Origin of the sequence: Nocardioides luteus, assembly GCF_000960475.2 — a bacterium.
Lineage (GTDB): Bacteria > Actinomycetota > Actinomycetes > Propionibacteriales > Nocardioidaceae > Nocardioides > Nocardioides luteus_A.
The window spans coordinates 154,998-178,168 of sequence record NZ_JZDQ02000003.1; the positions used below are offsets into that span (position 1 = coordinate 154,998).

Below are 23,171 nucleotides of genomic sequence, written 5' to 3' on the forward strand. Positions count from 1 at the left end.
GGTCCTACGCGTAGTGGTCGGGGAGGTCGTTCTCGTACAGCACCACGTCGCCCTCCTTGGCCGCGGTCAACGCGTGATCCGCTGCCGCCTTACGGCTCTCGAACGCAGTGGTTCGCGCAGGCTCCCCCGCCCGCAGCGCTTTTCGGTTGGTGCGACCGACGATGCACAGGCGCATCTTGTCGGAGGCCGTGGCAGCCTGCGCGAACTCCATGTTGCGCGCGGCCTGCTCGGTGCCCAGCTCGACCATACCGGGCGTGATGGTCCAGACCGTGCCCGACTCCCCTGCCAGCCGCTTCGCCTTCGCGAGCGCGGCGGCGGCGCCGGTCGGGTTGGAGTTGAAGGTGTCGTCGATGACCCAGACGCCGCCGGGGGTCTTGTTGGCCTCGGCGCGGTGGGGCGTGCCGGGGATCGAGGCCAGCCGCTGGGTGATCGTCTCGATCGGGACCTCGACGGCGAGGGCGAGGCCGACGGCGATCGCCACGTTTATCGGGTGCCCGACCTCGTCGGGGAGCTCGACGGCGTACGTCTCGTTGTTGATGGTGAGCGCGCCGTCGGTGACCACGACCTCGGCGGCGGTGCCCGGGATCGCGGAGCAGGCGATGACGCGCTTGCTGGCGCGGAGGTTCTCGGCGATGAGGGCGAGCTCGGGTACGTCGATGTTCAGCACCACCGTGGAGGCCTTCGGAAGGATCTCCGACTTGGCCTTCACGATCGTCTCGCGCGACTTCATCCGCTCCAGGTGGGCCTCGCCGATCGTGGTGATCGCGGCGACCTCGGGCGGGAAGATCTCGGTCAGCTCGGCGATCTCGCCGGGGCCGTACGTCCCCATCTCGGCCACGAAGATGTCCGTGCCGGGCTGGAGACGGTCGTTGACCGCCCGGGAGAGACCCATCGCGTTGTTGAAGCTCGCCGGGGAGGCCAGCGTCGACCAGCGGCCCTGCATCAGGTGGGTGGCGTAGTTCTTCGTCGACGTCTTGCCGTAGGAGCCGGTGATCGCGACGATCTTCGGGTTGACCTTCTTGATCGTGGCAGCGGCCTGCACCTGCCACTTCTTCGCCATCGCCTTCTCGATCGGCCACATGATCGCCAGCGCGGCCTCGGCCAGCGGGACCGCGAGGATCGGGAGCAGGCCGGCCGCGGCCGGGACGAACAGCGCGATCAGGACGGTGACGACGGCGTGCAGCACGAGGAGCACGCCGGCCAGGCGCTTGACGCGGTCGGTCCACACAAGCCGCTTCGCGCCGGTGAACGACATGCCCACGGGCCAGCCGAGGAACAGCAGCGCCCCGATGACCGCGCCGTAGGGCAGCACGAACGAGGCCAGGCAGACCACGATGACCGCGCCGAGCAGGATCGCCTCGACCGGGCGGGCCTTGATCCAGATCCACTCGATCGCGAACAACCGCGTCGGCTCGTAGTGCTCACGCTGAGCGACCCGCAGCCAGCGGTAGTAGGAGACCAGGGTCAGCGCGGAGGTGACCAGGACGATCCACATGCTTCTTCTTCAGCCCCTCAGATTCAGTTCGTACGAAGTTCGTCGATGGCGCCTCGAAGGCTCTTGACCAACCCGGCGTCGAGCAGGTGCGCGGAGCCCGGGACGATCTCCAGGGTCGCGTTGTCGCCCAGGATCTCCATCGCCTCGCCGGGCATCCAGACCGGGGCGGCGGTGTCGTTCTCGCCCCAGATCAGGCGGACCGGGAGGTCCTTCGGGATGGCCGCCAGCTGGTCACCGTAGGACTCGTTGACGACCTTCACGAAGATGTCGCGGACGATGCCCTTGGCGTTGCGGTAGTCGGTCGAGCCGTACTTCTCGCGCAGCGCCTCCATCCTGGCCTCCGGGATCAGTCCCTTGCCGTGGAGCCAGCGGCCGATCCGGTAGGCGAGCTTGGGCTTCCCGCCGGTCTTCGGACGGAACAGCGGCACCCCGGTGAGGACGACGCCGCGGACGAGCTCGGGACGGGTCGCGGCGAGCTGGATGGCCACCCGGCCACCGAAGCTGTGACCGACGAGCACCGGACGGTCGAGGGTCTCCAGGATCTGGGCGAGCCACGCGGCGTAGTCCGCGGAGCCCCAGACCTCGTCCGGGGCCGGCGTGGCGCCGAATCCGGGCTGGTCGAGCGCGAGCGCGTCCAGGCCGGCGAGCGTCGAGCCCCAGTCGCTGCGGTTGCGCGCCCAGCCGTGCAGGGCCACGACGGTGGCAGCATCCTTGCCGTGCTTCTCACCGAAGGCACGTCCATCCAGCAGGGTCGTCAACACGGCCGCAACCTTATCCGGGACCGCACGCCGACCCGTAACCGCGCGGCGTGTGAGACCCGTCGACGGAGGGGGCAATAGGGTCGAAGGCATGGATCACAAGCCCGCCACGATCGCCGTCCACGCCGGGCGGCCGGCCCACGAGCCCGACCAGCCGCTCAACGTACCGATCACGATGGCCTCGACCTACGTGGCCGGCGGCGACAAGGAGTACGGGCGCTACACGAACGACGCGTGGGTGGCGTTCGAGGAGGCGCTCGGGAGGCTCGAGGGCGGGCGGGCGCTGTCGTTCGCGTCCGGGCTGGCGGCGGTCGCGACGCTGCTCGACCTGGTCAACGACTCGGTGGTCCTGGCGACCGAGCAGAGCTACCTCGGCACGATCGGCCAGCTGGCCGACCTCGAGGCCCGCGGCCGGCTGACGGCTCGCCTCGCCGACTTCTCCGACACCGCGGCGGTCGTGAAGATGCTGAAGAAGCTCGACGGCGAGGTCGCGCTGGTGTGGGTCGAGACCCCGACCAACCCCGGGATGCAGGTCGCCGACCTCCCGGCGGTCATCGCCGCCGCCCACGAGGCCGGCGCGCGGGTCGTGGTCGACAACACCTTCGCCACTCCCCTGCTCCAGCAGCCGCTCGCGCTCGGCGCGGACATCGTCATCCACTCGGCCACCAAGTTCATCGCCGGCCACTCCGACGTCGTCATGGGGGCGGTCGTGGTCTCCGACGACACCCTGTGGGACGTGCTCAAGGCCCGTCGCGACCTGCTCGGTGCGATCCCCGGCCCGTTCGAGGCGTGGCTGGCGCTTCGCGGGCTCCGTACGCTGCACCTGCGCGTCGAGCGCTCCGCGGCCAACGCGGCGACCCTCGCCGAGCGCCTGGCCGCGCACCCGGCGGTCGCGGAGGTCCGCTACCCGGGGTTCGGCGGGATGCTGGCGGCCGTGCTGCCCACCGCGGAGCAGGCCGACCAGCTCACCCACTCCACCTCGCTGTGGGTCCATGCGACGTCGCTCGGCGGCGTCGAGTCCACCTTCGAGCGGCGGCGCCGGTGGAAGACCGAGTCGTCGACGGTGCCCGAGGGGCTGGTGCGGATGTCGGTCGGGATCGAGGACGTCGACGACCTCTGGGACGACCTCTCCCAGGCGCTGGCGCAGCTGGAGGGCTAGTCGGCCGGGACCACTGGGTTCACCACCAGCGCGGAGCCGCCGCCGCGGCGCCACGGCTCCGCCGTCGAGGTCAGCAGCCCGTCGGGACCGATCTCGATCGCGGTGGCCGCACCGAGCTCGGCGGTTGGGGCGAAGCGGTGTCCCAGCGACGTCAGCGGCCCGCCGTACGCCTCGATGAACGCCGGCTCGGCTCCAGTGTTCGCGGCGTTGCGCTGTGAGACGCGCGGCGCCGCCATCGCCTCGGGCAGGGTGCGGTCACGCGCGAGTCGCTCGACGAGGATCTGGAGCACCGTCGTGATGATCGTCGAGCCGCCGGGTGAGCCGACCGCCAGCACCGGACGGCCGTCGGAGAGGACGATCGTGGGCGACATCGAGCTGCGCGGACGCTTGTCGGGCTCGATCCGGTTGGGGTCGTCGGGCCGATAGGTCGTCGAGAAGTCGGTCAGCTCGTTGTTGAGGAGGAAGCCACGCCCGGGGACGGTGATGCCGGATCCTCCGGTCTGCTCGATGGTCAGGGTGTATTCGACGACGTCGCCCCACCGGTCGACCACGGTCAGGTTGGTGGTCTCCAGGTTCTCGGTGTCCTTGGCGGTCTCACCGGCACCGGCGGGAGCATCGCAGACGCCGTCGTAGTCGTACGCGTTCCCGGCCGCCACCGGCTTCGGGCGGGCCGCCGCCGGGTCGATCCCGCACGCCCGCTCGGCGGCGAAGGTGTCGTCCAGGAGGGCGTCGACGGGCACGTCGACGTGGTCGGGATCGCCCAGGTAGGCGCCGCGGTCGGCGAAGGCGATCGCGCTCGACTCGATCAGATGGTGGTAGGCCTCGGTGTTGGTCATCCCGGCCAGCTCGTAGCGCTCCAGGATGTTGAGCGCCTCGCCCACCGTGGTGCCGCCGGAGGACGGCGGCGCCATCCCGTAGACGTCCAGGTCCTGGTAGGTCGAGCGGGTCGGCTCGCGGTCAGGGGCGGTGTAGGCGGCGAGGTCCTCGGTGGTGACCCAGCCGGGCGGAACCGGCAGATCGGTGTCGTCCGTCTTCGGCGGCTCGGCCACGGTGGCGGCGATCTCGGCCGCCAGCGGGCCGCGGTAGAAGGCCTTCACGCCCTTGCGTCCGAGCAGGTCGTAGGTCGCGGCGAGGTCCGGGTTGCGGAAGCGGGTGCCGACCTCCGGCGCGGATCCTCCGGGAAGGAATAGTTCCGCAGTGGAATCGATCGCTGCGAAACGTTCCGCGTTGTCGACGGTCTGCTGCCGGAAGGTCTCGTCGACGACGAACCCCTGCCGGGCCAGCCTCGCGGCCGGCTCGAGCGACTGCGCGAGCGAACGCGTGCCCCACTTCCGCAGCGCCTTGTCCCAGGTCAGCGGGGTGCCGGGCACACCGACCGCCGCGCCGCTGGTGACCATGTCCGGGAAGAACGGGTACTCCTTCCCCGTCGCCGGATCGATGAACGCGTCGTGCGGCATCGCGGCCGGCGCCTTCTCCCGGCCGTCGATCGTCTCGACCTCGCCGGTGCGCGCGGAGTAGTGCACGAAGAAGCCGCCACCGCCGATCCCGGCCGAGTAGGGCTCGGTCACGCCCAGCGCGGCGGCCGTCGCGACCGCGGCGTCGACCGCGTTGCCGCCCTTGCGCAGCACCTCCAGCCCGATCCGGCTCGCATCGGCGTCGACACTGGCGACCGCGCCGCCGTAGCCCACCGCGGTGGGCACCTTCGGTGGTGGCTCGAGCCTGTCCTCCGGGGCGGCGGTCGCCCCGGCGTACGGGACCAGGGTGGCCAGCGCGAGCGCCCCTCCGGTCAATGTGGCAACAACTGCAGAGCGGCGTCCGAGCATGGCGATCTCCCAGAATTGGCGGCTCGTCGAACGTACTACTTCCGCGCCCACCTCGAATTACGTTCTGAAATTCCTTAATTAGTAAGGGTTGCTTACAAATACCAGGGCTGCCACCATCGAAAGGCGATCGGGCGCCTGGTGCCCGAGCAAGCCATCACCTCGGAGGTGTCACCATGCATGTCGCCTTGCCCCCACGGAGATCACGCCGGATCATCGGCCTCCTCATCGGCGCCCTCGCCGGAGCACTCGCCCTCACCGGCACGCTCGCCCTCACCAGCAGCCCGTCCAGCGCCTCGCTGCAGACGGCCGCCGCGGAGCCGACCGCGATCAACGGCTACCGCAACGTCGGCTACTTCGTGCAGTGGGGCGTCTACGGCCGCGCCTTCAAGCTCAAGCAGCTGGAGACGTCCGGGGTCGCCGACGACCTCACCCACCTCAACTACGCCTTCGGCAACATCCACCACCAGACGCTGACCTGCTTCGAGGCCAACAAGGCCCAGGGCGAGGGGCCGAACGGCTCCGACGGCGCCGGTGACGCCTACGCCGACTACGGGATGTCGTACGCAGCCGACGCCTCCGTCTCCGGCACGGCCGACACCTGGGACCAGCCCCTGGCCGGCTCCTTCAACCAGCTCAAGCAGCTCAAGGCCAAGCACCCCGGCCTGAAGGTGCTCCTGTCCATCGGCGGCTGGACCTGGTCGAAGAACTTCTCGCTGGCCGCGGCGACCCCCGAGTCGCGCCGTACGTTCGTCTCCTCCTGCATCGACCTCTACATCAAGGGCAACCTGCCGGTCATCGACGGCCGCGGCGGCCCCGGTGCGGCGGCAGGTGTCTTCGACGGCTTCGACATCGACTGGGAGTGGCCGGGATCGCCCAACGGCAACACCGGCAACCACGTCGACCCGGCCAACGACCGCGCCAACTTCAAGGCGCTCCTGGCCGAGTTCCGCTCCCAGCTGGACGCGCTCGGTTCGACCACCGGCAAGGACTACCAGCTCTCGGCGTTCCTCCCGGCCAACCCGCAGGACATCACCGCCGGCGGCTGGAACGACCCGGCGATCTTCAACTCCCTCGACTTCGGCAACATCCAGGGCTACGACCTGTGGGGCGCCTGGGACCCGACGCTGACCGGCCACCAGGGCAACCTCTACGCCGACCCCGCCGACCCGCGCCCCGACGGCAAGCGGTTCAGCGTGGACGAGTCGGTCCGGAAGTACCTCGACGCCGGCGTCTCACCCTCCCAGCTCGGGCTCGGCATGGCGGCGTACGGCCGTGGCTGGCAGGGCGCCACCTCCGCCGATCCGTGGGGCCCGGCGACCGCCGCGGCACCCGGCACGTACGAGGCCGGCAACGAGGACTACGACAAGCTCAAGACCCGCGGCACCGACCACTACGACGCCGCGACCGGCGCCGCCTGGCGTTACGACGGCAACCAGTGGTGGAGCTACGACAACACCCGGACGATCTCCCAGAAGGCGTCCTACGCCATCTCCAAGCGCCTCGGCGGCGGCATGTGGTGGGAGCTGTCCGGTGACCGGCAGGGCGAGCTGATCGGCACCTTCGCCGACGCCATGCGCAACGGCACCGGCGGCCCGGTCGAGCCGGATCCGACCACGTCCCCGACCCCGACGCCGACCCCGACGCCGACCGATCCGCCTGCGGGTGCGGCGGCGTGGTCGGCCACCACGGTGTACGTCGCCGGTGACCGCGTCACCTACGGCGGCCACCTGTGGGAGGCCAAGTGGTGGACCCAGGGCAACACTCCGGGTACCGAGGAGTGGGGTCCGTGGAAGGACCTCGGCACGGCCTGAGATCCGTTCGATGCGGTGCGGCCCCGGAGCGATCGCTCCGGGGCCGCACCGCATCGACAGATTTCGACCGCTACTCGGTCTCCGCCTTCGTCGGCCGCTCGAGCATCTCGTCCATGATCTCGCTGACCGTCTTGGCGCCGGAGACGACGTCGTCGACGTACTGCGCCAACGGCACGTCCACGCCGACCTTCGCCGCCAGCTCGCGCAGCGAGTGCGACGACTTGGCGCCCTCGGCGACCTGGTGACTGGAGGCGAGGATGTCGGCGGTGGTCATGCCCTGGCCGAGCTTCTCCCCGAACGTACGGTTGCGGGACAGCGGCGAGGAGCAGGTCGCGGCCAGGTCGCCCAGGCCGGCCAGACCCATCAGGGTCATCGGGTTGGCGCCCAGCTTCATCGCCAGCCGCGCGGTCTCGGCGAGGCCACGGGTGATCAGCGAGGCCTGGGTGTTGTCGCCGAAGCCCATCCCGGCGGCCATCCCGGTGGAGATGGCGACCACGTTCTTGTAGGCCCCGCCGATCTCGCAGCCGACCACGTCGGTCGAGGTGTAGGGGCGGAACGCGGGCGAGTGCACACGCGCCTGGATCGCCTTGGCGACCTCCTCGTCGGCGCACGCCACCACACCGGCGGCAGGCTCGCGACGGATGATCTCCTTGGACAGGTTGGGGCCGCTGACGACGGCGATCCGCTCCGGTCCGGCACCGGTGACGTGGGCAATGACCTCGCTCATCCGCTCCAGGGTGCCGAGCTCGACGCCCTTCATCAGCGAGACCAGCGGCACGTCCTTGGGCAGGAACGGCGCCCAGTCGGTGAGGTTGCCGCGCAGCGTCTGCGACGGCGCCGCCAGGACGACCATGTCGGCTCCGTACGCCGCCTTCTCGATGTCGTGGGTGGCGCTGATGTTGCGGGGCAGCTCGGTGCCCGGGTGGTAGTCGGGGTTCTCGTGGGTGTCGTTGATCGCCGCCGCGACCTCCTCGCGCCGCGCCCACATGGTCACGTCGTTGCCCGCGTCGGCGAGGATGACCGAGAACGCGGTGCCCCACGAGCCCGCGCCGAAGACCGCTACCTTGCCCGATCCGCTCACGCCGCCACCTCCGTAGCGCAAGCGCCAGAATACGGACGCGACGGCGTGTTGCCTCCATGGTTCGCTCGCTGGCGCTCGCTCACTTGGTGTTCCTCTTCTTGTCGGGGTTCCCGGTCGCGTTCACACCGGCCTTCTTCGGGTCGAAGAGCTCGCTGGGCGGCTCCTCCTGCCGGATGTCGGCCACCAGGCCGACGATCGCCTTCATGATCCGGTCGGTCGCCTGGTTCACGACCGCCGGCGTGTGCTCCTGGACCTCGAGATCCTTCAGGTCGACCGGGTCACCGATCTTCATCTGGATCAGCTTGCGACCGATCAGGTGCGGCTTGAGAGAGTACGCCGGAAGCAGCTCCTGGGCTCCCCACTGTCCCACCGGGTAGACCGGGGCACCGGTGGCGAGCGCGATCCGGGCCGCACCGGACTTGCCGCGCATCGGCCAGCCGGTCGGGTCCTTGGTGATGGACCCCTCGACGTAGACGACCACGATGCTGCCCTCGTTGACGGCCTTCACGGCCTCGTCGAACGCCGACGCACCGGCCGTCCGGTCCACCGGGATCTGCCCGGCGGCACGCAGGTACTTGCCCAGCGCACCCTTGAACAGCCCGGCCTTGGCCAGGTAGCTCGGCCGCCTGCCGTAGTCCCACACGATGTGCGCGGCGGTGAACGGGTCGATCTCGGAGACGTGGTTGAGCGCGATCACCGCTCCCCCGCTCTCCGGGATCTTCTCACCGCCGACCCACTGGTGCTTGGTGGTGGCGAGAAGGACGGGCTTCACGATGCCGACCGCCACGACCCACGGCCAGCCGAGCTTGCCCTCCTGGAACTTCCGGTACTTTCCCACGCAGGCAGGCTACCGGGCCCTCACCTCGCGGTTGTGAGATACCTGTCAGGATCTACCCTGTGCCTGCACCTGCACCCGGTTACGTCGTCCTGCTGCCCGTCAAGCCTCCGGCGCGTGGCAAGTCCCGGCTGGTCGGCATCGAGTCGCACGAACGGGCCGATCTGGCCCGCTCGTTCGCCCTCGACACCACCGAGGCGTGCCTGGCCGCCGACGGCGTCGGCGCGGTGCTGGTGATCACCGACGACTCCTACTTCGCCGCCGACGTCGCCCGCCTCGGCGCCGCGGTGATCCCGGACGGGGTCAGCGGCGACCTCAACGAGACCCTCGTCCAGGGTGCGCTCGAGGCCCGGCGCCGCTGGCCGGCGCTCCGCCCCGCGGCCCTGTGCGGGGACCTGCCGGCGCTCCGCTCGGCCGACCTGGATGCGGCGCTGGCCGCCGCGACCGGGTCGAGGGCTGCGTACGTCGAGGACGCGGCGGGTGGAGGCACCACCCTCTACACCGCGCCCCACGACCTGTTCCGGCCCGCGTTCGGGCCCGGGTCCGCCGCCGCCCACCGTGACGGCGGCGCCCAACCGCTGGCGGGCGACCTCCGCTCGCTGCGACACGACGTCGACACCCTCGAGGATCTCGAGACCGTACGCGGGTTGGGGCTCGGGCCGCGTACGGCTCTCGCGTCGGTGCGGGTCGGAAGTCTCGGCTAGGAGTCGCCGGACGGCTTCTCGGAGCCGGTCGACGGGGTCGTCGGGGTCCCGTTCGCCGGGGCCTTCTTCGCCGGGGTCTTCTTCGCCGTCGTCGTCTTCTTCGCCGCAGTCTTCGCCGGGGCCTTCTTGGCCGTCGTCTTCTTGGCTGCGGTCGTCTTCTTCGCGGCGGTCGTCTTCTTCGCGGCGGTCGTCTTCTTCGCGGCCGTCGTCTTTGACGGGGTCGTCTTCGCCGGGGTCGCCGTCGAAGGAGTCTCCGTCGCCGAGGTCGCCGTCGGGGTCGCCGTCGCGGCGGAGGTCTTCTTCGCCGCAGGCGTTTTCTTCGCGGTCGTCTTCTTGGCGGCGGTCTTCTTGGCGGTCGACGTCGTGGCCGCCGGGGCCTTCTTGGCCGTCGTCTTCTTCGCCGGGCTCTTCTTGGCCGCCGTCGTCTTGGCAGCGCTCGTCGCGGTCGGGGTCGTCTTCACCGGCTCGGGCTTCTCGGCCGGAGCGGGCTTCTCAGCCGGGGCGACGGTCTCCGCCTTGGTGACCTCGACGGCGGGCTTCGGCTCGACGACCGGCTCCGCGGCAGGCTTCACGACGGGCTCAGCGGCCTTGGCCGGCGCCTTGCGTCCGGGCCGCGGCACCTTGACCTTCGGGACGGAGGGGAGCTTGACCTTGCCGGTCACCACGTCGGTGACCAGCTTGCCCGCCGTCTCCTTCACCGCTTCGACTACTTTTCCGGCCTGTTTGCTGGCATCAGCTACTCGTTTTCTCACCACCTGATCGACCTTAGGCCATCCCCGCTCGTTCCGGACATACCGACGGCATGTGAAAACGGACTGTTCACCTGATCTCTCCTGATTCCGACGCCTCGGCGTGGTTACCGTGGAGAGACTCGGGGCACGTCGGCAGCACCGCTTCGACATCACAGGCCAACGGGTGACAGGACGAGGAAGGTACGACCATCACCGACGTGCACATCGACGAGGAACAGCAGCCCGTGGTGCTCGAGGAGCAGCCGACCACCGTGAGGCACAGCCGCGCCGGGATCCTCTTCTCGGCCTGCATCGTCCTCGCCCTGATCGCCTCCGTGGCCTGGCTGGCCGTCCACACGACCCGGCTCGCCGAGGGCCGCACCGGCGCCAACGACCCGACGCCCGCGCCGCCCGCTCCGACGGTCCGCAACAACGCGCCCGCCATCCCCGCGACGTACGCGGATCTGCCCGTGGGTCCCGCGACGACCCTGCCGTTCGTCGACCGGGCCGGGCGGCTCCAGCTCGGCGCGAAGCCGCAGAAGGTCTTCGGCTCCCGGATGAGCGTGGCCGGGTGGACGGTGCTGATGTACGAGCGCGCCGACAAGCCCGGCCCGGTGTGGATCGCGCGACGCGGGCGGACCATCCAGGTCCCCGGCCTGTGGATCCAGCCGGTCCTGAGCAAGGACGGCAACCGGCTCTTCGCCCTGCAGCAGACCGGCGACGAGACCTCCGCCCTGGTCGCGGTGGATGCCGCGACCGGCAAGGAGACCGATCGGCTCGACCTCGAGGGCACCCCGGCCGCCACGGCGATCCTCGGCACCGACCGCACCCGGGCCTACTTCCGCACCGGCATCGTCCAGGCCCCTCCCGCCGTACCCGGCAACTACGGCGAGCTGACCGTCTCCCGGCCGCCGGTGACGGCATGGGATCCCGGCCACGCGACCCAGCGGATCTCCCTGCCGCTCGGCTACCAGCAGCTGATCCCGCTGCGCCGCGGCGTACTCCTCCACAACCCCAGCGAGTGGGAGGCCCGCTTCGCCGCCATCGAGGCCGACGGCAGCCTCACCCAGCCCGGCGTCCACGCGCCGCTGCCCGGCTCGTTCGCCGACTCCCCCGACGGCTCGATCGTCGTCATCGCCCGCAACCCCAGCGACCCGGGCATGATCAGCTACGGCGCGGAGCGCGGCATCGCGGTCGACATGAGCACGTCGGAGCACATCGACCTGCGCGTACCCGACTCCGTCGAGAAGGTCTACGTCGCCGGCTTCGAGTCCGACCGCAGCGTCGTCCTCTACACCGCGGCCCCCACCGACTCCTGGTACCTCCGCTGCTGGGTCGACACCGGCTCCTGCGACCGCATCACCGGCTCCCAACGCGACCCCGACGGCCACCAGATCCGCTACCCCTCCCTCCCCTGACCGCCGAGGCGTCAGGTACGTCGGCCGAATCGGCACCTGTGGAGGCCGAAAAAGCAGTTGTGGGCGACGAGAGTGCACTCTCGTCGCCCACAACTGACGATTCGATCTTCCTCAGGCGTGCTGGGTGACCGGCTTGAAGGAGGGCCGGGTGGCCTCGTACGCGGCGATGTCGTCCTCGTGGGACAGCGTGATGCCGATGTCGTCGAGGCCCTCGAGGAGGCGCCAGCGGGTGTAGTCGTCGATGTCGAAGGAGTCCTCGATGGCGTCGACGCCCTCACCTGCACGGACGGTGCGCGACTCCAGGTCGACCGTGATCTGGGCGCCGGGGTTGTCGTCGAGGTAGTCCCACAGCTTCTGGACGACCTTCTCGTCGACCTTCGCCGCGAGCAGGCCGGCCTTGCCGGAGTTGCCGCGGAAGATGTCGCCGAAGCGGCTGGAGATGACGACGCGGAAGCCGTAGTCCATCAGGGCCCAGACGGCGTGCTCCCGCGAGCTCCCCGTCCCGAAGTCGGGGCCGGCCACGAGGACGGAGGCCCCGGCGTACGCCTCGTTGTTGAGCACGAAGGCCGGGTCGTTGCGCCAGGCGGCGAAGAGGCCGTCCTCGAAGCCGGTGCGGGTGACGCGCTTGAGGTAGACCGCGGGGATGATCTGGTCGGTGTCGACGTTGCTGCGGCGCAGCGGTACGCCTACGCCGGTGTGGGTGGTGAACTTGTCCATGGTTCTCAGGCCTCCACGAGAGTCAGGTCGGCGGGCGAGGAGAGGGTGCCGCGTACGGCGGTGGCGGCGGCCACCTCCGGCGAGACCAGGTGGGTGCGACCGCCCTTGCCCTGGCGACCCTCGAAGTTGCGGTTGGAGGTGGAGGCCGAGCGCTCGCCGGGGGCGAGGGTGTCGGGGTTCATGCCCAGGCACATCGAGCAGCCCGCCCCGCGCCACTCGGCGCCGGCGTCGATGAAGATCTTGTGCAGACCCTCCTCCTCGGCCTGGAGACGCACCTTGGCCGAGCCCGGCACCACCAGGAAGCGGGTGCCCTCGGCGACGTGGTGGCCCTGGATGATGTCGGCAGCCGTACGCAGGTCCTCCATGCGCCCGTTGGTGCAGGAGCCCAGGAAGACGGTGTCGATGTGCACCTCGCGCATCGGGGTGCCGGCCTCGAGACCCATGTAGGTCAGGGCCTTCTCGGCGGCGATCTTCTCGTCGGCGTCCTCGAAGTCGTCGGGGCTCGGCACCGAGGCGCCCAGCGGGACGCCCTGGCCCGGGTTGGTGCCCCAGGTGACGAACGGGGTGACCTCGGCGGCGTCGAGGACGATCTCCTTGTCGAAGGTCGCGTCCTCGTCGGTGACCAGCGACTTCCAGTGCGCGACGGCCCGGTCCCACTCGGCGCCCTTGGGAGCCTCGGGCTTGTCCTTGATGTAGGCGAAGGTGGTCTCGTCGGGAGCGATCATGCCGGCCTTGGCACCCCACTCGATCGACATGTTGCAGATCGTCATCCGGGCCTCCATGGAGAGCTCCCGGATCGCCTCGCCGCGATACTCCACGATGTAGCCCTGGCCACCGCCGGTGCCGGTCTTGGAGATCAGCGTGAGGATCAGGTCCTTGGCGCTGACGCCGTCGGGCAGGGTGCCGTTGACCGTGACCGCCATCGTCTTGGGCTTGTCCTGCATCAGCGTCTGGGTCGCCAGCACGTGCTCGACCTCGGAGGTGCCGATGCCGAACGCGATCGCACCGAACGCACCGTGCGTGCTCGTGTGGGAGTCACCGCACACGATCGTCATGCCCGGCTGGGTGAGCCCGAGCTGCGGGCCGACCACGTGCACGATCCCCTGCTCCGCGTCGCCGAGCGGGTGGAGGCGTACGCCGAACTCCTCGGCGTTCTTGCGCAGCGTCTCGACCTGGGTGCGGCTCACCGGGTCGGCGATCGGCTTGTCCCAGTCGAGGGTCGGGACGTTGTGGTCCTCGGTGGCGATGGTGAGGTCGGGGCGACGCACCTTACGGTTGGACAGGCGCAGGCCCTCGAAGGCCTGCGGACTCGTCACCTCGTGGATGAGGTGAAGGTCGATGTAAAGGAGATCAGGCTCTCCTGCGGTCGACCGGACGACATGCTCGTCCCACACCTTCTCCGACAAGGTCCTGCCCATGACACGTTCTCCATCTGGCATCTTTGGTCTGTAGTGGCCGGTGGCGGTTCGAGCGTCGATTCGCGATGTCAGATCCGCCACTTCCAGTCTGCTTCTCCGAGCGTAACGTTGCATCTCAGGTTCTGAGAAGTTAGTCTTGCGATATGGACAGTTCCAGCGGTGTGGGTGTGCTCGACAAGGCCGCCCTTGTGCTCACAGCTCTCGAATCCGGCCCGGCGACCCTCGCGGGCCTGGTGGCCGGCACGGGTCTCGCCCGTCCGACCGCACACCGTCTGGCGGTCGCTCTCGAGCACCACCGTCTGGTCGCCCGCGACATGCAGGGACGCTTCGTCCTCGGGCCGCGCCTGGCCGAGCTCTCCGCCGCCGCCGGCGAGGACCGGCTGCTGGCGACCGCAGGGCCCGTCCTGGCGCGTCTGCGCGACATCACCGGCGAGTCCGCCCAGCTGTGGCGGCGCCAGGGCGACTTCCGCGTCTGCGTCGCGGCCGCCGAGCGTCCCTCCGGCCTGCGCGACACCATCCCCGTCGGCTCGCAGCTGACGATGCGCGCCGGGTCGGCCGCTCAGATACTGATCGCGTGGGAGGACCCCGAGCGCCTCCACCGTGGCCTGCAGAACGCCGCCTTCTCCGCGGCCGCCCTCTCCGGCATCCGCCGCCGCGGCTGGGCGCAGTCGATCGGCGAGCGTGAGGCCGGCGTCGCGTCGGTGTCCGCGCCCGTCCGCTCCCCCGGCGGCAAGGTCATCGCCGCCGTCTCCGTCTCCGGCCCCCTCGAGCGCCTCACCCGTCAGCCCGGGAAGATGCACGCGCCGGCTGTCCTCGCCGCCGCCGACCGGCTCTCGGAGTCGCTGCGGCGGGCGGCTGCGGAGTAACTGCTGTCACTCCAGCCCCAGGAATACCCGGTTGACCGGGTATTCCTGCACTTCTCAGGCAATGCAACACCAGAGAAGTGCAGGTTTCACCGGTCAACCGGGTATCCCTGCAACCTCAGCCGCAGATCTCCCGAACCGCCTCCCGCACGGTCTTGAAGTCCTCCGCACGCGTCTGCTCCCCGGACAACCCGACGATCACGGCCACGTGGTAGTCGTCGAAGAGCCGGGGCTCGGCGTCCTCGAGATCCCCGGCGACCAGCACGACGACCCCGGCGGCGGTGCTCTCGGCGAACCGCACCGACCAGGTCGGCTGCTGGAGCCCACCGACCCGTTCGATGGTGTTCTTCGCCTCGTCGCTCGACACGTCCTGATCGCACGTCACCCGGCCGTTGAGCAACAGCTCGCCGCCACCCCCGCTCCGGCTCACCCCGGTCGCGGGCGCTGCGGTCGCTGCGCCGGACGAGGGCTCGGCCGGCGCCTCCTCACCGCACCCGGCGAGAGCGGCCACGAGCACGGCAGCCGCCAGCGGCGTACGCCACCACGTCGGTCTCGCCATCAGAAGAGCGCACCGCTCTCCAGACCCAGCAGCGTCGTCTTGCGGTCCAGGCCACCGGCGTAGCCGGTCAGGGAGCCGTCGGCGCCGACCACGCGGTGGCACGGGATGACGATCGGGATCGGGTTCTTGCCGTTGGCGAGCCCGACGGCGCGGGCGCCGTGGCCGGTCATCTCCAGGCGGCCGGCGATCTGCCCGTAGGAGCAGGTCGTGCCGTACTCGATCTGCCGCAGCTGGTCCCAGACCCGCACCTGGAACGGCGTCCCTGCGGGAGCCAGCGGGAGGTCGAAGTGGGTCCGGTCACCGGCGAAGTACTCGGCGAGCTGCCGGGCACATTCGACGAGCAGCGGGTCCGAGTCGGACCGCTCCCCGCGCGGGCGGTTCTCGGCGTAGAGAGCCGGCATGAAGTCGATCGCGGTGATCGCGCCGTCGTGCGCGACCAGCCGAAGCTCGCCGACGGGCGAGTCGATGATGGTCCACATCAGAGTTCCTCCAAGGCAGTCAGTGAAGTCCACAGGTAGAGCAGGGCGTACGAGCGCCACGGCCGCCACGCGGCGGCGTCCGCCGCGGGCGCACCGAGCACGTCCAGCGCTCGTCGGATGCCGACATCGGTCGGCAGGAAGACATCGGGGTGGCCGAGCGCGCGCAGCGCGACGTAGTCGGCGGTCCAGGGGCCGACCCCGGGCAGGCTGATCAGCTGTTCGTGGACGACGTCGCGGTCGGTGCCCCGGTCGAGCTGGAGCTCGCCGGAGGCGAGCGCCGCGGCCAGCCCGGTGACCGCCCTTCCGCGCGAGCGCGGCATGGGCATGCCGGCCGGATCCGCGGCCGCCAAGGCCTCGGCGGAGGGGAACAGGTGGGTGAGGCCGGGGATGTCGGTCGAGATCGGGTGGCCGTGCTCGGCGACGATCCCCGCGAGCACGGTGCGCGCGCCGGCGACCGAGACCTGCTGCCCCACGATCGTACGCAGCGCCAGCTCGCCTCCGTCGACCGTCCCGGGCACCCGCAACCCGGGCAGCACCCGGGCCAGCGGGCCGATCACCGGGTCACCGGCGAAGACGTCGCCCACCGCACGCGGGTCGCAGTCGGCGTCGAGCAGCCGGCGGGCACGCTCGACGGCCGCGGTTGTGTCGCGCAGGTCGGTGAGCTTGAAGGTCGCGTGCACGAAGCCCGTCTCGCCCTCGGGGATGTCGGCGAGCTCGAGGCGCAGCGTGCCCGGCCCGTTGGGCAGGTCGAGCGTCCGGGCGAACCATCGCCGTCCCTCGTCGACCCCCGCCGCCTCGACGCCCGGCACCACATGGTCACGGAGGAAGGCGTGCAGGGCACGGCCGGCGAACGGCGTACGCACCGCGAGTCGCAGCGCGATCGTCCCGTCGGCCCGGCGGCGCGAGCCACGGCGGCCGCGGAGCTCGGTCGGCGAGGCCGCATAGACCTCGCGGACGGTGTCGTTGAACTGACGTACGCTCGAGAAGCCCGCCGCGAAGGCGATGTCGGCGAAGCCGAGCTCGGTGGTCTCGACCAGCGTCCGGGCGGTCTGCGCGCGCCGCGCCCTGGCCAGCGCCAGCGGGCCGGCGCCCAGCTCGGTGGTCAGCAGCCGGGTCAGGTGGCGGGGCGAGTAGCCCACTCGGCGGGCCAGCCCCTCGACGCCTTCGCGGTCGACGACGCCGTCGGCGATCAGCCGCATCGCCCGCCCCGCCAGGGTCGCGGCCACGTCCCACTCGGGACTGCCCGGGGTGGCGTCGGGACGGCAGCGCTTGCAGGCCCGGTAGCCGGCCGCCTGAGCCGCGGCCGCGGTCCGGTGGAAGGAGACATTGGTCAGTGCCGGGGTGCGGGCCGGGCACGAAGGACGGCAGTAGATCCCGGTGGAGGCCACCGCGGTGTAGAAGATCCCGTCGAAGCGCCGGTCGCGCGAACGAACGGCGCGGTAGCACGACTCGAAGTCGAGTCCGTTCAAGCTCGTCGTCCCATCCATGTTCTCCATGTTGCCGCGTCAGGAACGAAATTACGCGCGGTTTTCGGACAGTGCCTTCCTCATGGTTTCACAATGCCGTTACCTGAAGCAGCAACCTCTCGGCTCACTGGCGCGTACAACCTGTGTGGGCTGCGCACGCAGACCGGCGAGGGAGGGCGATGAGGACCGAAGCGAGGTCGGGGACACGTACGGTCGTGCTCACCGTCGCGATCACGATGTTGTTGCTGGCAGCCGCCACCGGGATCGGCACCTGGGTCTTCTACGACCACCTCAACCGCAATCTCGCCTCGGGCGGCGACATCCACCATCTCGTCGACGAGCCGGAGACCGAGGACGAGGGCACCGAGCAGCCGCTGAACATCCTGATCCTCGGCACCGACGCACGTGACTGCGACGGCTGCTCGATCGACGGCGAGGGTGGCTCCGGCGGCTCCGACAGCACGATCCTGCTCCACGTCTCCGCCGACCGGACGTCGGCCTACGGGGTCTCGATCCCCCGGGACGCGCTCGTCGACCGTCCCGAGTGCACCGCCGCCGACGGCACCACGATCCCCGAGGCGAAGGGCGTGATGTGGAACCAGGCCTATTCGCTGGGCGGGCCGATCTGCACCGCCCGCCAGACCGAGCTGCTCACAGGGATCGCGATCGACCACTATCTCGCTCTCGACTTCGCCGGGTTCCGCGGCATGGTCGACGCCGTCGGCGGTGTCACGATCTGCATCCCAGAGGCGATCGACGACGAGGAGCACAACATCTTCCTCCCTGCCGGCACCCACAACCTGCGGGGGAAGCAGGCCCTCGACTACGTCCGCAACCGCTCCTCCACCCCCAACGCAGACCTCGGCCGGATGCGCCGCCAGCAGTACTTCCTCACCGCCCTCGCCACCAAGGTCCTCTCCGCCGGCACCCTGACCCGCCCACGCCGGCTCGCCACGTTCGCCACGGAGCTGTCGAAGTCGATCACCACCGACGTCGGCTCGGTCGCCGGGCTCGCCGCCCTCGCCGGCGAGATGCGCGACCTCGACCCGGGGAGCATCGAGTTCGAGACCGTCCCCAACCGGGCCTTCCCGGAGGGTGATCCGCAGTGGGGCCGTCTGGAGATCCTGCCCAAGGCCGACGAGCTGTGGCAGCGGATGCTCGAGGACCGTCCGCTCGACGACGCGACCGCCCCTGCCGCACCGACGCCGTCGAGCTCCCCGACCAGCTCCGCCACACGCGGAAATCCCGAGGTCAGCGCCATCCCGGGCGAGGGCCCGGCCGAGTCCGAGACGCCCGAGGAACAGGAGAAGGACGCCGCAGACAACGGCCTGTGCTCGCCCGCCCGAATGTGATGTGATCCACTCACCCCATGACCAACACCACGGTTCCCGTCGGGGTCGGCGCCCTCACCTTCGACCAGGTCGTCGCCGTCGCCCGTCACAACGCCCCCATCACCCTCACCGACGAGTCTCTTGCTGCGATGGCCGCCAGCCGTGCGCTCATCGAGGACCTCGCCCACGACACCCGGCCCCACTACGGGATCTCCACCGGTTTCGGGGCACTGGCCAACACCTCGATCCCGCCCGAGCACCGCGCCCAGCTGCAGGCCTCGCTGGTCCGCTCGCACGCGGCCTCCTCCGGCGCGGAGATCGAGAAGGAGGTCGTACGCGGCCTCATGCTGCTGCGCCTCTCGACCCTCGCCACGGGGCGGACCGGCGTGCGCCCCGAGGTCGCCCAGACCTACGCCGCGCTCCTGAACGCCCAGATCACCCCCGTCATCGGCGAGTACGGCTCGCTCGGCTGCTCCGGCGACCTGGCCCCGCTCGCGCACTGCGCACTCGCGGCGATGGGTGAGGGCGACGTACGCAACGCGTCCGGCGAGCTCGTGCCCGCGGCCGACGCGCTGGCGGCCGCCGGGATCACCCCGGTGGCGCTGCGCGAGAAGGAGGGTCTGGCGCTGATCAACGGCACCGACGGGATGCTGGCGATGCTGGTCCTCGCGCTCGCCGACCTGGACGACCTGGTGGCCACCGCCGACATCGCCGGAGCGCTCAGCATCGAGGGGCTCCAGGGCACCGACAGCGTCTTCGCCGAGGACCTCCAGGCGCTGCGCCCGCACGTCGGCCAGGCGACCTCGGCCGCCAACATCCGCGCCGTCCTCGCGGGCAGCGGCATCGTCGCCGACCACCGCGGCACCGGTTTCACCCGGGTGCAGGACGCCTACTCGCTGCGCTGCGCACCCCAGGTCCACGGCGCGGTCCGCGACACGATGGCCCACGCCGCGCGGGTGGCCGAGGTCGAGCTCGCCAGCGCTGTCGACAACCCGGTGATCACCCTCGACGGCCGGGTCGAGTCCAACGGCAACTTCCACGGGGCACCGGTCGGCTACGTACTCGACTTCCTGGCCATCGCCACCGCCGACCTCGCCTCGATCTCGGAGCGCCGCACCGACCGGTTCCTCGACAAGGCCCGCAACCACGGGCTGCCGCCGTTCCTCGCCCATGACCCCGGGGTCGACTCGGGCCACATGATCGCGCAGTACACCCAGGCCGGGATCGTCTCCGACCTCAAGCGTCTGGCCGTGCCGGCGAGCGTCGACTCCATCCCGACCTCCGCGATGCAGGAGGACCACGTCTCGATGGGCTGGAACGCGGCCCGCAAGCTGCGCCGTGCGATCTCCGGGGCTCGTCAGGTCGTCGCCATCGAGCTCCTCACCGCGGCCCGTGCCATCGACATGCGTGCCCCCGAGCGCCCCGGTGCCGTGGGCGCCGCGCTGGTCGAGCAGATCCGCACCCTGGTCCCCGCACCCGGCCCCGACCGTTTCCTGGCACCCGACATCAAGGCGGTCGTGACCCTCGTCGAGACCGGTGAGCTGCTGGCGAAGGCCCGGGAACTGGCCGCCATCGTCTGATCGCTGCGGCGGGGCTCGGGCATTTTCCCGCCATGGCGGGAATCTGACGCCCACCACCGCAGATCCGGCCGCATTTTCCCGCCATGGCGGGAAAATGCGGCCATCAGCGCGCCCGGACACCAACATTTCCCGGGGCGGCCTGCGAACCCGGCCCGCGATGCGGTGAGATGGACCACATGAGCGAACCACGCACCGTCCGCGCAGCGCGCGGCCCCGAGATCACCGCCAAGACCTGGCAGACCGAGGCCGCCAAGCGCATGCTGATGAACAACCTCGACCCCGAGGTGGCCGAGCGCCCCGACGACCTGGTCGTCTACGGCGGCACCGGCCGGGCCGCGCGGTCCTGGGAGGCGTACGACGCCATCGTCCGCACCCTCGACGAGCTCGAGGCCGACGAGACGCTGCTGGTGCAGTCCGGCAAGCCGGTCGGTGTCTTCCGCACCCACGAGTGGGCGCCGCGGGTCCTGATCGCCAACTCCAACCTCGTTGGCGACTGGGCGACCTGGCCGGAGTTCCGGCGGCTGGAGTCGCTCGGCCTGACCATGTACGGCCAGATGACCGCCGGCTCGTGGATCTACATCGGCACCCAGGGCATCCTCCAGGGCACCTACGAGTGCTTCGCGGCCATCGCCCGGAAACGCTTCGGGGGGACGCTGGCGGGGACGCTGACGCTGACCGGCGGCTGCGGCGGCATGGGCGGCGCCCAGCCGCTCGCGGTGACCCTCAACGAGGGCGTCGTGATCGTCGTCGACGTCGACGCCGCCCGCCTCCAGCGCCGGGTCGACCACGGCTACATGGACACCGTCGCCACCTCCCTCGACGACGCGCTGGCCCAGGCCGACGAGGCCAAGAAGGCCCGTACGCCGCGCTCCATCGGCCTCGTCGGCAACTGCGCCGCGGTCTTCCCCGAGATCCTGGCTCGCGGTGTCGACGTCGACATCGTCACCGACCAGACGTCGGCCCATGACCCGCTGTCCTACCTCCCGCTGGACTACACGGTCGAGGAGTGGGCCGCGCGGGCCGAGGAGGATCCCGACGGCTTCACCGAGAAGGCGCAGGCCTCGATGGCGAAGCACGTCGAGGCGATGGTCGGCTTCATGGACCGTGGCGCCGAGGTGTTCGACTACGGCAACTCGCTGCGCGAGGGCGCCCGCCTGGGCGGCTTCGCGAACGCGTTCGCGTTCCCGGGCTTCGTGCCCGCCTACATCCGGCCGCTCTTCGAGGAGGGTCTCGGCCCGTTCCGCTGGGCGGCGCTCTCGGGCGACCCCGAGGACATCGCCAAGACCGACCGGGCGATCGTCGAGCTCTTCCCCGAGAACGAGGGGCTCAAGCGCTGGATCACCCAGGCCGGCGAGAAGGTGCACTTCGAGGGCCTGCCGGCGCGGATCTGCTGGCTGGGCTACGGCGAGCGTCATCTCGCCGGGCTGAAGTTCAACGAGATGGTCGCCTCCGGCGAGCTCTCCGCGCCGGTCGTGATCGGCCGCGACCACCTCGACTCCGGCTCGGTGGCCTCGCCCTACCGCGAGACCGAGAAGATGTTGGACGGCTCCGACGCGATCGCCGACTGGCCGCTGCTCAACGCCCTCCTCAACACCGCCTCCGGCGCGAGCTGGGTGAGCATCCACCACGGTGGCGGTGTCGGCATCGGTCGCTCCATCCACGCCGGCCAGGTCTGTGTCGCCGACGGCACTCCCCTGGCCGCGCAGAAGATCGAGCGCGTCCTGACCAACGACCCCGGGTCCGGCGTCATGCGCCACGTGGACGCCGGCTACGAGCACGCGCGCGAGGTCGCTCGCGAGCGCGGCCTCAACGTACCGATGCTCGATTAGCTCGACAGATGCACACAGTGGGCATGGTCTGTTGACCGCACCAACTTCCGCGTGCCCTGCGAGCGGGCGCGGGGTTGGTCCAGCCCGTGCGTGGGTACCGCCGACATATGGCATCTCAGCGAGTTCGCAGCGGGCCCCCGGGCGTAGACGCGTACTCACCGGAGGAGATCCCGCGCAAAGGCTGGGTCCAGGTTGCGAAGCGGGCGTGGGGGGAGGCGAAGTCCGACCAGCTACCTCTGCTGGCGGCCGGCGTCGCCTTCTACTCGTTCCTGGCGGTGTTTCCGGCGATGATCGCGGCGGTGATGCTCTACGGTCTGGTCCGCGACCCCGGGGACGTTCAGCGCGAAGTCGACGATCTGTCCCAGACGCTGCCCTCGGACGCGGCGAGCGTGCTGACCACCCAGTTGGAGGCGATCACCTCCACCTCGTCGGGTTCCCTCGGGCTCGGGCTGCTGGTCAGCCTGATTCTGGCGCTGTGGAGCGCTTCAGGCGGCGTCGGCAGCATCATGAGCGCGGTCAACGTCGCCTATGACGAGGAGGAGACGCGCGGATTCGTCAAGCGCAAGCTGCTGTCCCTCGGGCTCACCGTCGCTGCGATCGTGTTCGTGATCGTGACGATCTCGTTGGTGGCGGTCGCTCCGGCGCTGCTCGACAACCTCGTCGACGCCGGTCCGGTGCGTTGGGGCCTGGAGGCGGCACGCTGGGTGGGTCTGGTGGTCGCGATGTCGATCGCGCTGGCCGTCCTCTACAAGGTGGCCCCGGACCGCGACGACGCCGAGCTCCGTTGGGTTTCCGTGGGAGCCGTCGTGGCGACGGTCCTGTGGCTGGTAGCCAGCGTCGGGTTCTCCCTGTACGTGGACAACTTCGGCTCCTACAACAAGACCTATGGCGCGCTGGCCGGCGTGGTCGTGTTGCTGCTGTGGCTGTGGCTGACGATGTACGTCGTGCTGCTGGGTGCCGAGATCAACGCGGAGGCCGAGCAGCAGACCGTGGCGGACACCACGGTCGGCCCGGATGAACCGCTCGGCGAGCGCGGCGCGGTGAAGGCTGACAGCATCCCCGATGACCAGACCCCGCGACCGGCCGACCCTTGAGAGGCCACGGCGGGGCTTGA

The 23,171-nt window shown here is 70.6% G+C and carries 20 protein-coding genes; 9 read left to right on the forward strand and 11 right to left on the reverse strand.

Translation table 11 applies throughout. From position 1 onward, the window contains the following. Positions 1-4 precede the first annotated feature (4 nt). On the reverse strand, positions 5-1,495 hold the full coding sequence (locus UG56_RS02995) for a UDP-N-acetylmuramoyl-tripeptide--D-alanyl-D-alanine ligase (RefSeq protein ID WP_045550412.1): 1,491 nt from the start codon (positions 1,493-1,495) through the stop codon (positions 5-7). Positions 1,496-1,518: 23 nt separating this feature from the next. Further along, entirely contained in the window at positions 1,519-2,256 is a 738-nt protein-coding gene (locus UG56_RS03000) for an alpha/beta fold hydrolase (protein ID WP_052693924.1), read from the reverse strand. Between the two features lie 88 nt (positions 2,257-2,344). Here UG56_RS03000 and UG56_RS03005 point away from each other — a divergent pair, with 88 nt between their 5' ends. Next, positions 2,345-3,412, forward strand: coding sequence for a trans-sulfuration enzyme family protein (locus UG56_RS03005; RefSeq protein WP_045550413.1), 1,068 nt, complete (start codon positions 2,345-2,347; stop codon positions 3,410-3,412). Here UG56_RS03005 and ggt read toward each other — a convergent pair. Next, positions 3,409-5,235: a gamma-glutamyltransferase gene (gene ggt / locus UG56_RS03010; RefSeq protein ID WP_045550414.1), complete on the reverse strand. Its 1,827-nt coding sequence runs from the start codon at positions 5,233-5,235 to the stop codon at positions 3,409-3,411. The genes UG56_RS03005 and ggt overlap by 4 nt on opposite strands. 173 nt (positions 5,236-5,408) lie before the next feature. Between ggt and UG56_RS03015 the strand changes: the two genes are divergently transcribed. Continuing rightward, on the forward strand, positions 5,409-7,046 hold the full coding sequence (locus UG56_RS03015) for a glycosyl hydrolase family 18 protein (RefSeq protein WP_045550415.1): 1,638 nt from the start codon (positions 5,409-5,411) through the stop codon (positions 7,044-7,046). A 70-nt stretch (positions 7,047-7,116) separates the two neighbouring features. On the opposite strand, the gene UG56_RS03020 is transcribed toward UG56_RS03015, so the two are convergent. Together UG56_RS03020 and UG56_RS03025 are read right to left on the reverse strand one after the other, a co-directional pair. Continuing rightward, the gene (locus tag UG56_RS03020; protein WP_045550416.1) at positions 7,117-8,127 is read right to left on the reverse strand and encodes an NAD(P)H-dependent glycerol-3-phosphate dehydrogenase; all 1,011 of its coding nucleotides are present in this window, start codon (positions 8,125-8,127) and stop codon (positions 7,117-7,119) included. 79 nt (positions 8,128-8,206) lie between these two features. Then, complete coding sequence (locus UG56_RS03025; protein WP_045550417.1) at positions 8,207-8,965, reverse strand: lysophospholipid acyltransferase family protein; 759 nt, start codon at positions 8,963-8,965, stop codon at positions 8,207-8,209. Positions 8,966-9,024: 59 nt separating this feature from the next. Here UG56_RS03025 and cofC point away from each other — a divergent pair, with 59 nt between their 5' ends. Beyond that, positions 9,025-9,666, forward strand: coding sequence for a 2-phospho-L-lactate guanylyltransferase (cofC, locus tag UG56_RS03030; protein ID WP_071326848.1), 642 nt, complete (start codon positions 9,025-9,027; stop codon positions 9,664-9,666). On the opposite strand, the gene UG56_RS28195 is transcribed toward cofC, so the two are convergent. Beyond that, on the reverse strand, positions 9,663-10,364 hold the full coding sequence (locus UG56_RS28195) for a hypothetical protein (protein ID WP_052694220.1): 702 nt from the start codon (positions 10,362-10,364) through the stop codon (positions 9,663-9,665). The two genes, cofC and UG56_RS28195, sit on opposite strands and share 4 nt — an antisense overlap. Positions 10,365-10,615: 251 nt before the next feature. Here UG56_RS28195 and UG56_RS03040 point away from each other — a divergent pair, with 251 nt between their 5' ends. Then, positions 10,616-11,815 carry a hypothetical protein gene (locus UG56_RS03040; RefSeq protein ID WP_045551813.1) on the forward strand — a complete coding sequence of 400 codons (1,200 nt, stop codon included), beginning with the start codon at positions 10,616-10,618 and terminating at the stop codon, positions 11,813-11,815. Positions 11,816-11,926: 111 nt separating this feature from the next. On the opposite strand, the gene leuD is transcribed toward UG56_RS03040, so the two are convergent. Further along, the gene (gene leuD, locus UG56_RS03045; RefSeq protein WP_045551812.1) at positions 11,927-12,532 is read right to left on the reverse strand and encodes a 3-isopropylmalate dehydratase small subunit; all 606 of its coding nucleotides are present in this window, start codon (positions 12,530-12,532) and stop codon (positions 11,927-11,929) included. A gap of 5 nt (positions 12,533-12,537) precedes the next feature. After that, a complete protein-coding gene (leuC, locus tag UG56_RS03050) occupies positions 12,538-13,950 on the reverse strand; it encodes a 3-isopropylmalate dehydratase large subunit (RefSeq protein ID WP_045551811.1) in 1,413 nt (470 codons plus the stop codon). Positions 13,951-14,093: 143 nt separating this feature from the next. Here leuC and UG56_RS03055 point away from each other — a divergent pair, with 143 nt between their 5' ends. Then, positions 14,094-14,816, forward strand: a complete 723-nt coding sequence (locus UG56_RS03055) for an IclR family transcriptional regulator (protein WP_008358359.1) — start codon at positions 14,094-14,096, stop codon at positions 14,814-14,816. A gap of 115 nt (positions 14,817-14,931) precedes the next feature. Here UG56_RS03055 and UG56_RS28200 read toward each other — a convergent pair whose 3' ends face one another. From UG56_RS28200 to UG56_RS03070, 3 genes are read right to left on the reverse strand one after another with little or no spacing between them, the layout of a single operon-like run. Beyond that, positions 14,932-15,372: a hypothetical protein gene (locus UG56_RS28200; protein WP_045552163.1), complete on the reverse strand. Its 441-nt coding sequence runs from the start codon at positions 15,370-15,372 to the stop codon at positions 14,932-14,934. Then, entirely contained in the window at positions 15,372-15,851 is a 480-nt protein-coding gene (locus UG56_RS03065) for a methylated-DNA--[protein]-cysteine S-methyltransferase (protein WP_045552164.1), read from the reverse strand. The genes UG56_RS28200 and UG56_RS03065 overlap by 1 nt, the downstream gene beginning before the upstream one ends. Next, a complete protein-coding gene (locus UG56_RS03070) occupies positions 15,851-17,338 on the reverse strand; it encodes a DNA-3-methyladenine glycosylase 2 family protein (protein ID WP_071326849.1) in 1,488 nt (495 codons plus the stop codon). The genes UG56_RS03065 and UG56_RS03070 overlap by 1 nt, the downstream gene beginning before the upstream one ends. Positions 17,339-17,496: 158 nt before the next feature. Here UG56_RS03070 and UG56_RS03075 point away from each other — a divergent pair, with 158 nt between their 5' ends. The 4 genes from UG56_RS03075 to UG56_RS03090 all read left to right on the forward strand — a co-directional run bounded on the left by UG56_RS03075 (position 17,497) and on the right by UG56_RS03090 (position 23,151). Further along, entirely contained in the window at positions 17,497-18,669 is a 1,173-nt protein-coding gene (locus UG56_RS03075) for an LCP family protein (protein ID WP_084100406.1), read from the forward strand. 17 nt (positions 18,670-18,686) lie between these two features. After that, a complete protein-coding gene (hutH, locus tag UG56_RS03080; protein WP_045548746.1) occupies positions 18,687-20,228 on the forward strand; it encodes a histidine ammonia-lyase in 1,542 nt (513 codons plus the stop codon). A 176-nt stretch (positions 20,229-20,404) separates the two neighbouring features. Then, positions 20,405-22,057 (forward strand): urocanate hydratase, encoded by a 1,653-nt coding sequence (hutU, locus tag UG56_RS03085; protein WP_218145111.1) that lies wholly within the window; start codon positions 20,405-20,407, stop codon positions 22,055-22,057. Between the two features lie 107 nt (positions 22,058-22,164). Beyond that, entirely contained in the window at positions 22,165-23,151 is a 987-nt protein-coding gene (locus UG56_RS03090) for a YihY/virulence factor BrkB family protein (RefSeq protein ID WP_045548748.1), read from the forward strand. Positions 23,152-23,171 lie beyond the last annotated feature (20 nt).

Excerpts from the sequence above, each read along its gene's own strand:
- UG56_RS02995 (WP_045550412.1), bottom strand. The coding sequence starts at position 1,495 with ATGTGGATCGTCCTGGTCACCTCCGCGCTGACCCTGGTCTCCTACTAC.
- UG56_RS03005 (WP_045550413.1), top strand. The coding sequence starts at position 2,345 with ATGGATCACAAGCCCGCCACGATCGCCGTCCACGCCGGGCGGCCGGCC.
- ggt (WP_045550414.1), bottom strand. The coding sequence starts at position 5,235 with ATGCTCGGACGCCGCTCTGCAGTTGTTGCCACATTGACCGGAGGGGCG.
- UG56_RS03015 (WP_045550415.1), top strand. The coding sequence starts at position 5,409 with ATGCATGTCGCCTTGCCCCCACGGAGATCACGCCGGATCATCGGCCTC.
- leuD (WP_045551812.1), bottom strand. The coding sequence starts at position 12,532 with ATGGACAAGTTCACCACCCACACCGGCGTAGGCGTACCGCTGCGCCGC.
- leuC (WP_045551811.1), bottom strand. The coding sequence starts at position 13,950 with ATGGGCAGGACCTTGTCGGAGAAGGTGTGGGACGAGCATGTCGTCCGG.
- UG56_RS03055 (WP_008358359.1), top strand. The coding sequence starts at position 14,094 with ATGGACAGTTCCAGCGGTGTGGGTGTGCTCGACAAGGCCGCCCTTGTG.
- UG56_RS28200 (WP_045552163.1), bottom strand. The coding sequence starts at position 15,372 with ATGGCGAGACCGACGTGGTGGCGTACGCCGCTGGCGGCTGCCGTGCTC.
- UG56_RS03065 (WP_045552164.1), bottom strand. The coding sequence starts at position 15,851 with ATGTGGACCATCATCGACTCGCCCGTCGGCGAGCTTCGGCTGGTCGCG.
- UG56_RS03070 (WP_071326849.1), bottom strand. The coding sequence starts at position 17,338 with ATGGATGGGACGACGAGCTTGAACGGACTCGACTTCGAGTCGTGCTAC.
- UG56_RS03075 (WP_084100406.1), top strand. The coding sequence starts at position 17,497 with ATGAGGACCGAAGCGAGGTCGGGGACACGTACGGTCGTGCTCACCGTC.
- hutH (WP_045548746.1), top strand. The coding sequence starts at position 18,687 with ATGACCAACACCACGGTTCCCGTCGGGGTCGGCGCCCTCACCTTCGAC.
- hutU (WP_218145111.1), top strand. The coding sequence starts at position 20,405 with ATGAGCGAACCACGCACCGTCCGCGCAGCGCGCGGCCCCGAGATCACC.
- UG56_RS03090 (WP_045548748.1), top strand. The coding sequence starts at position 22,165 with ATGGCATCTCAGCGAGTTCGCAGCGGGCCCCCGGGCGTAGACGCGTAC.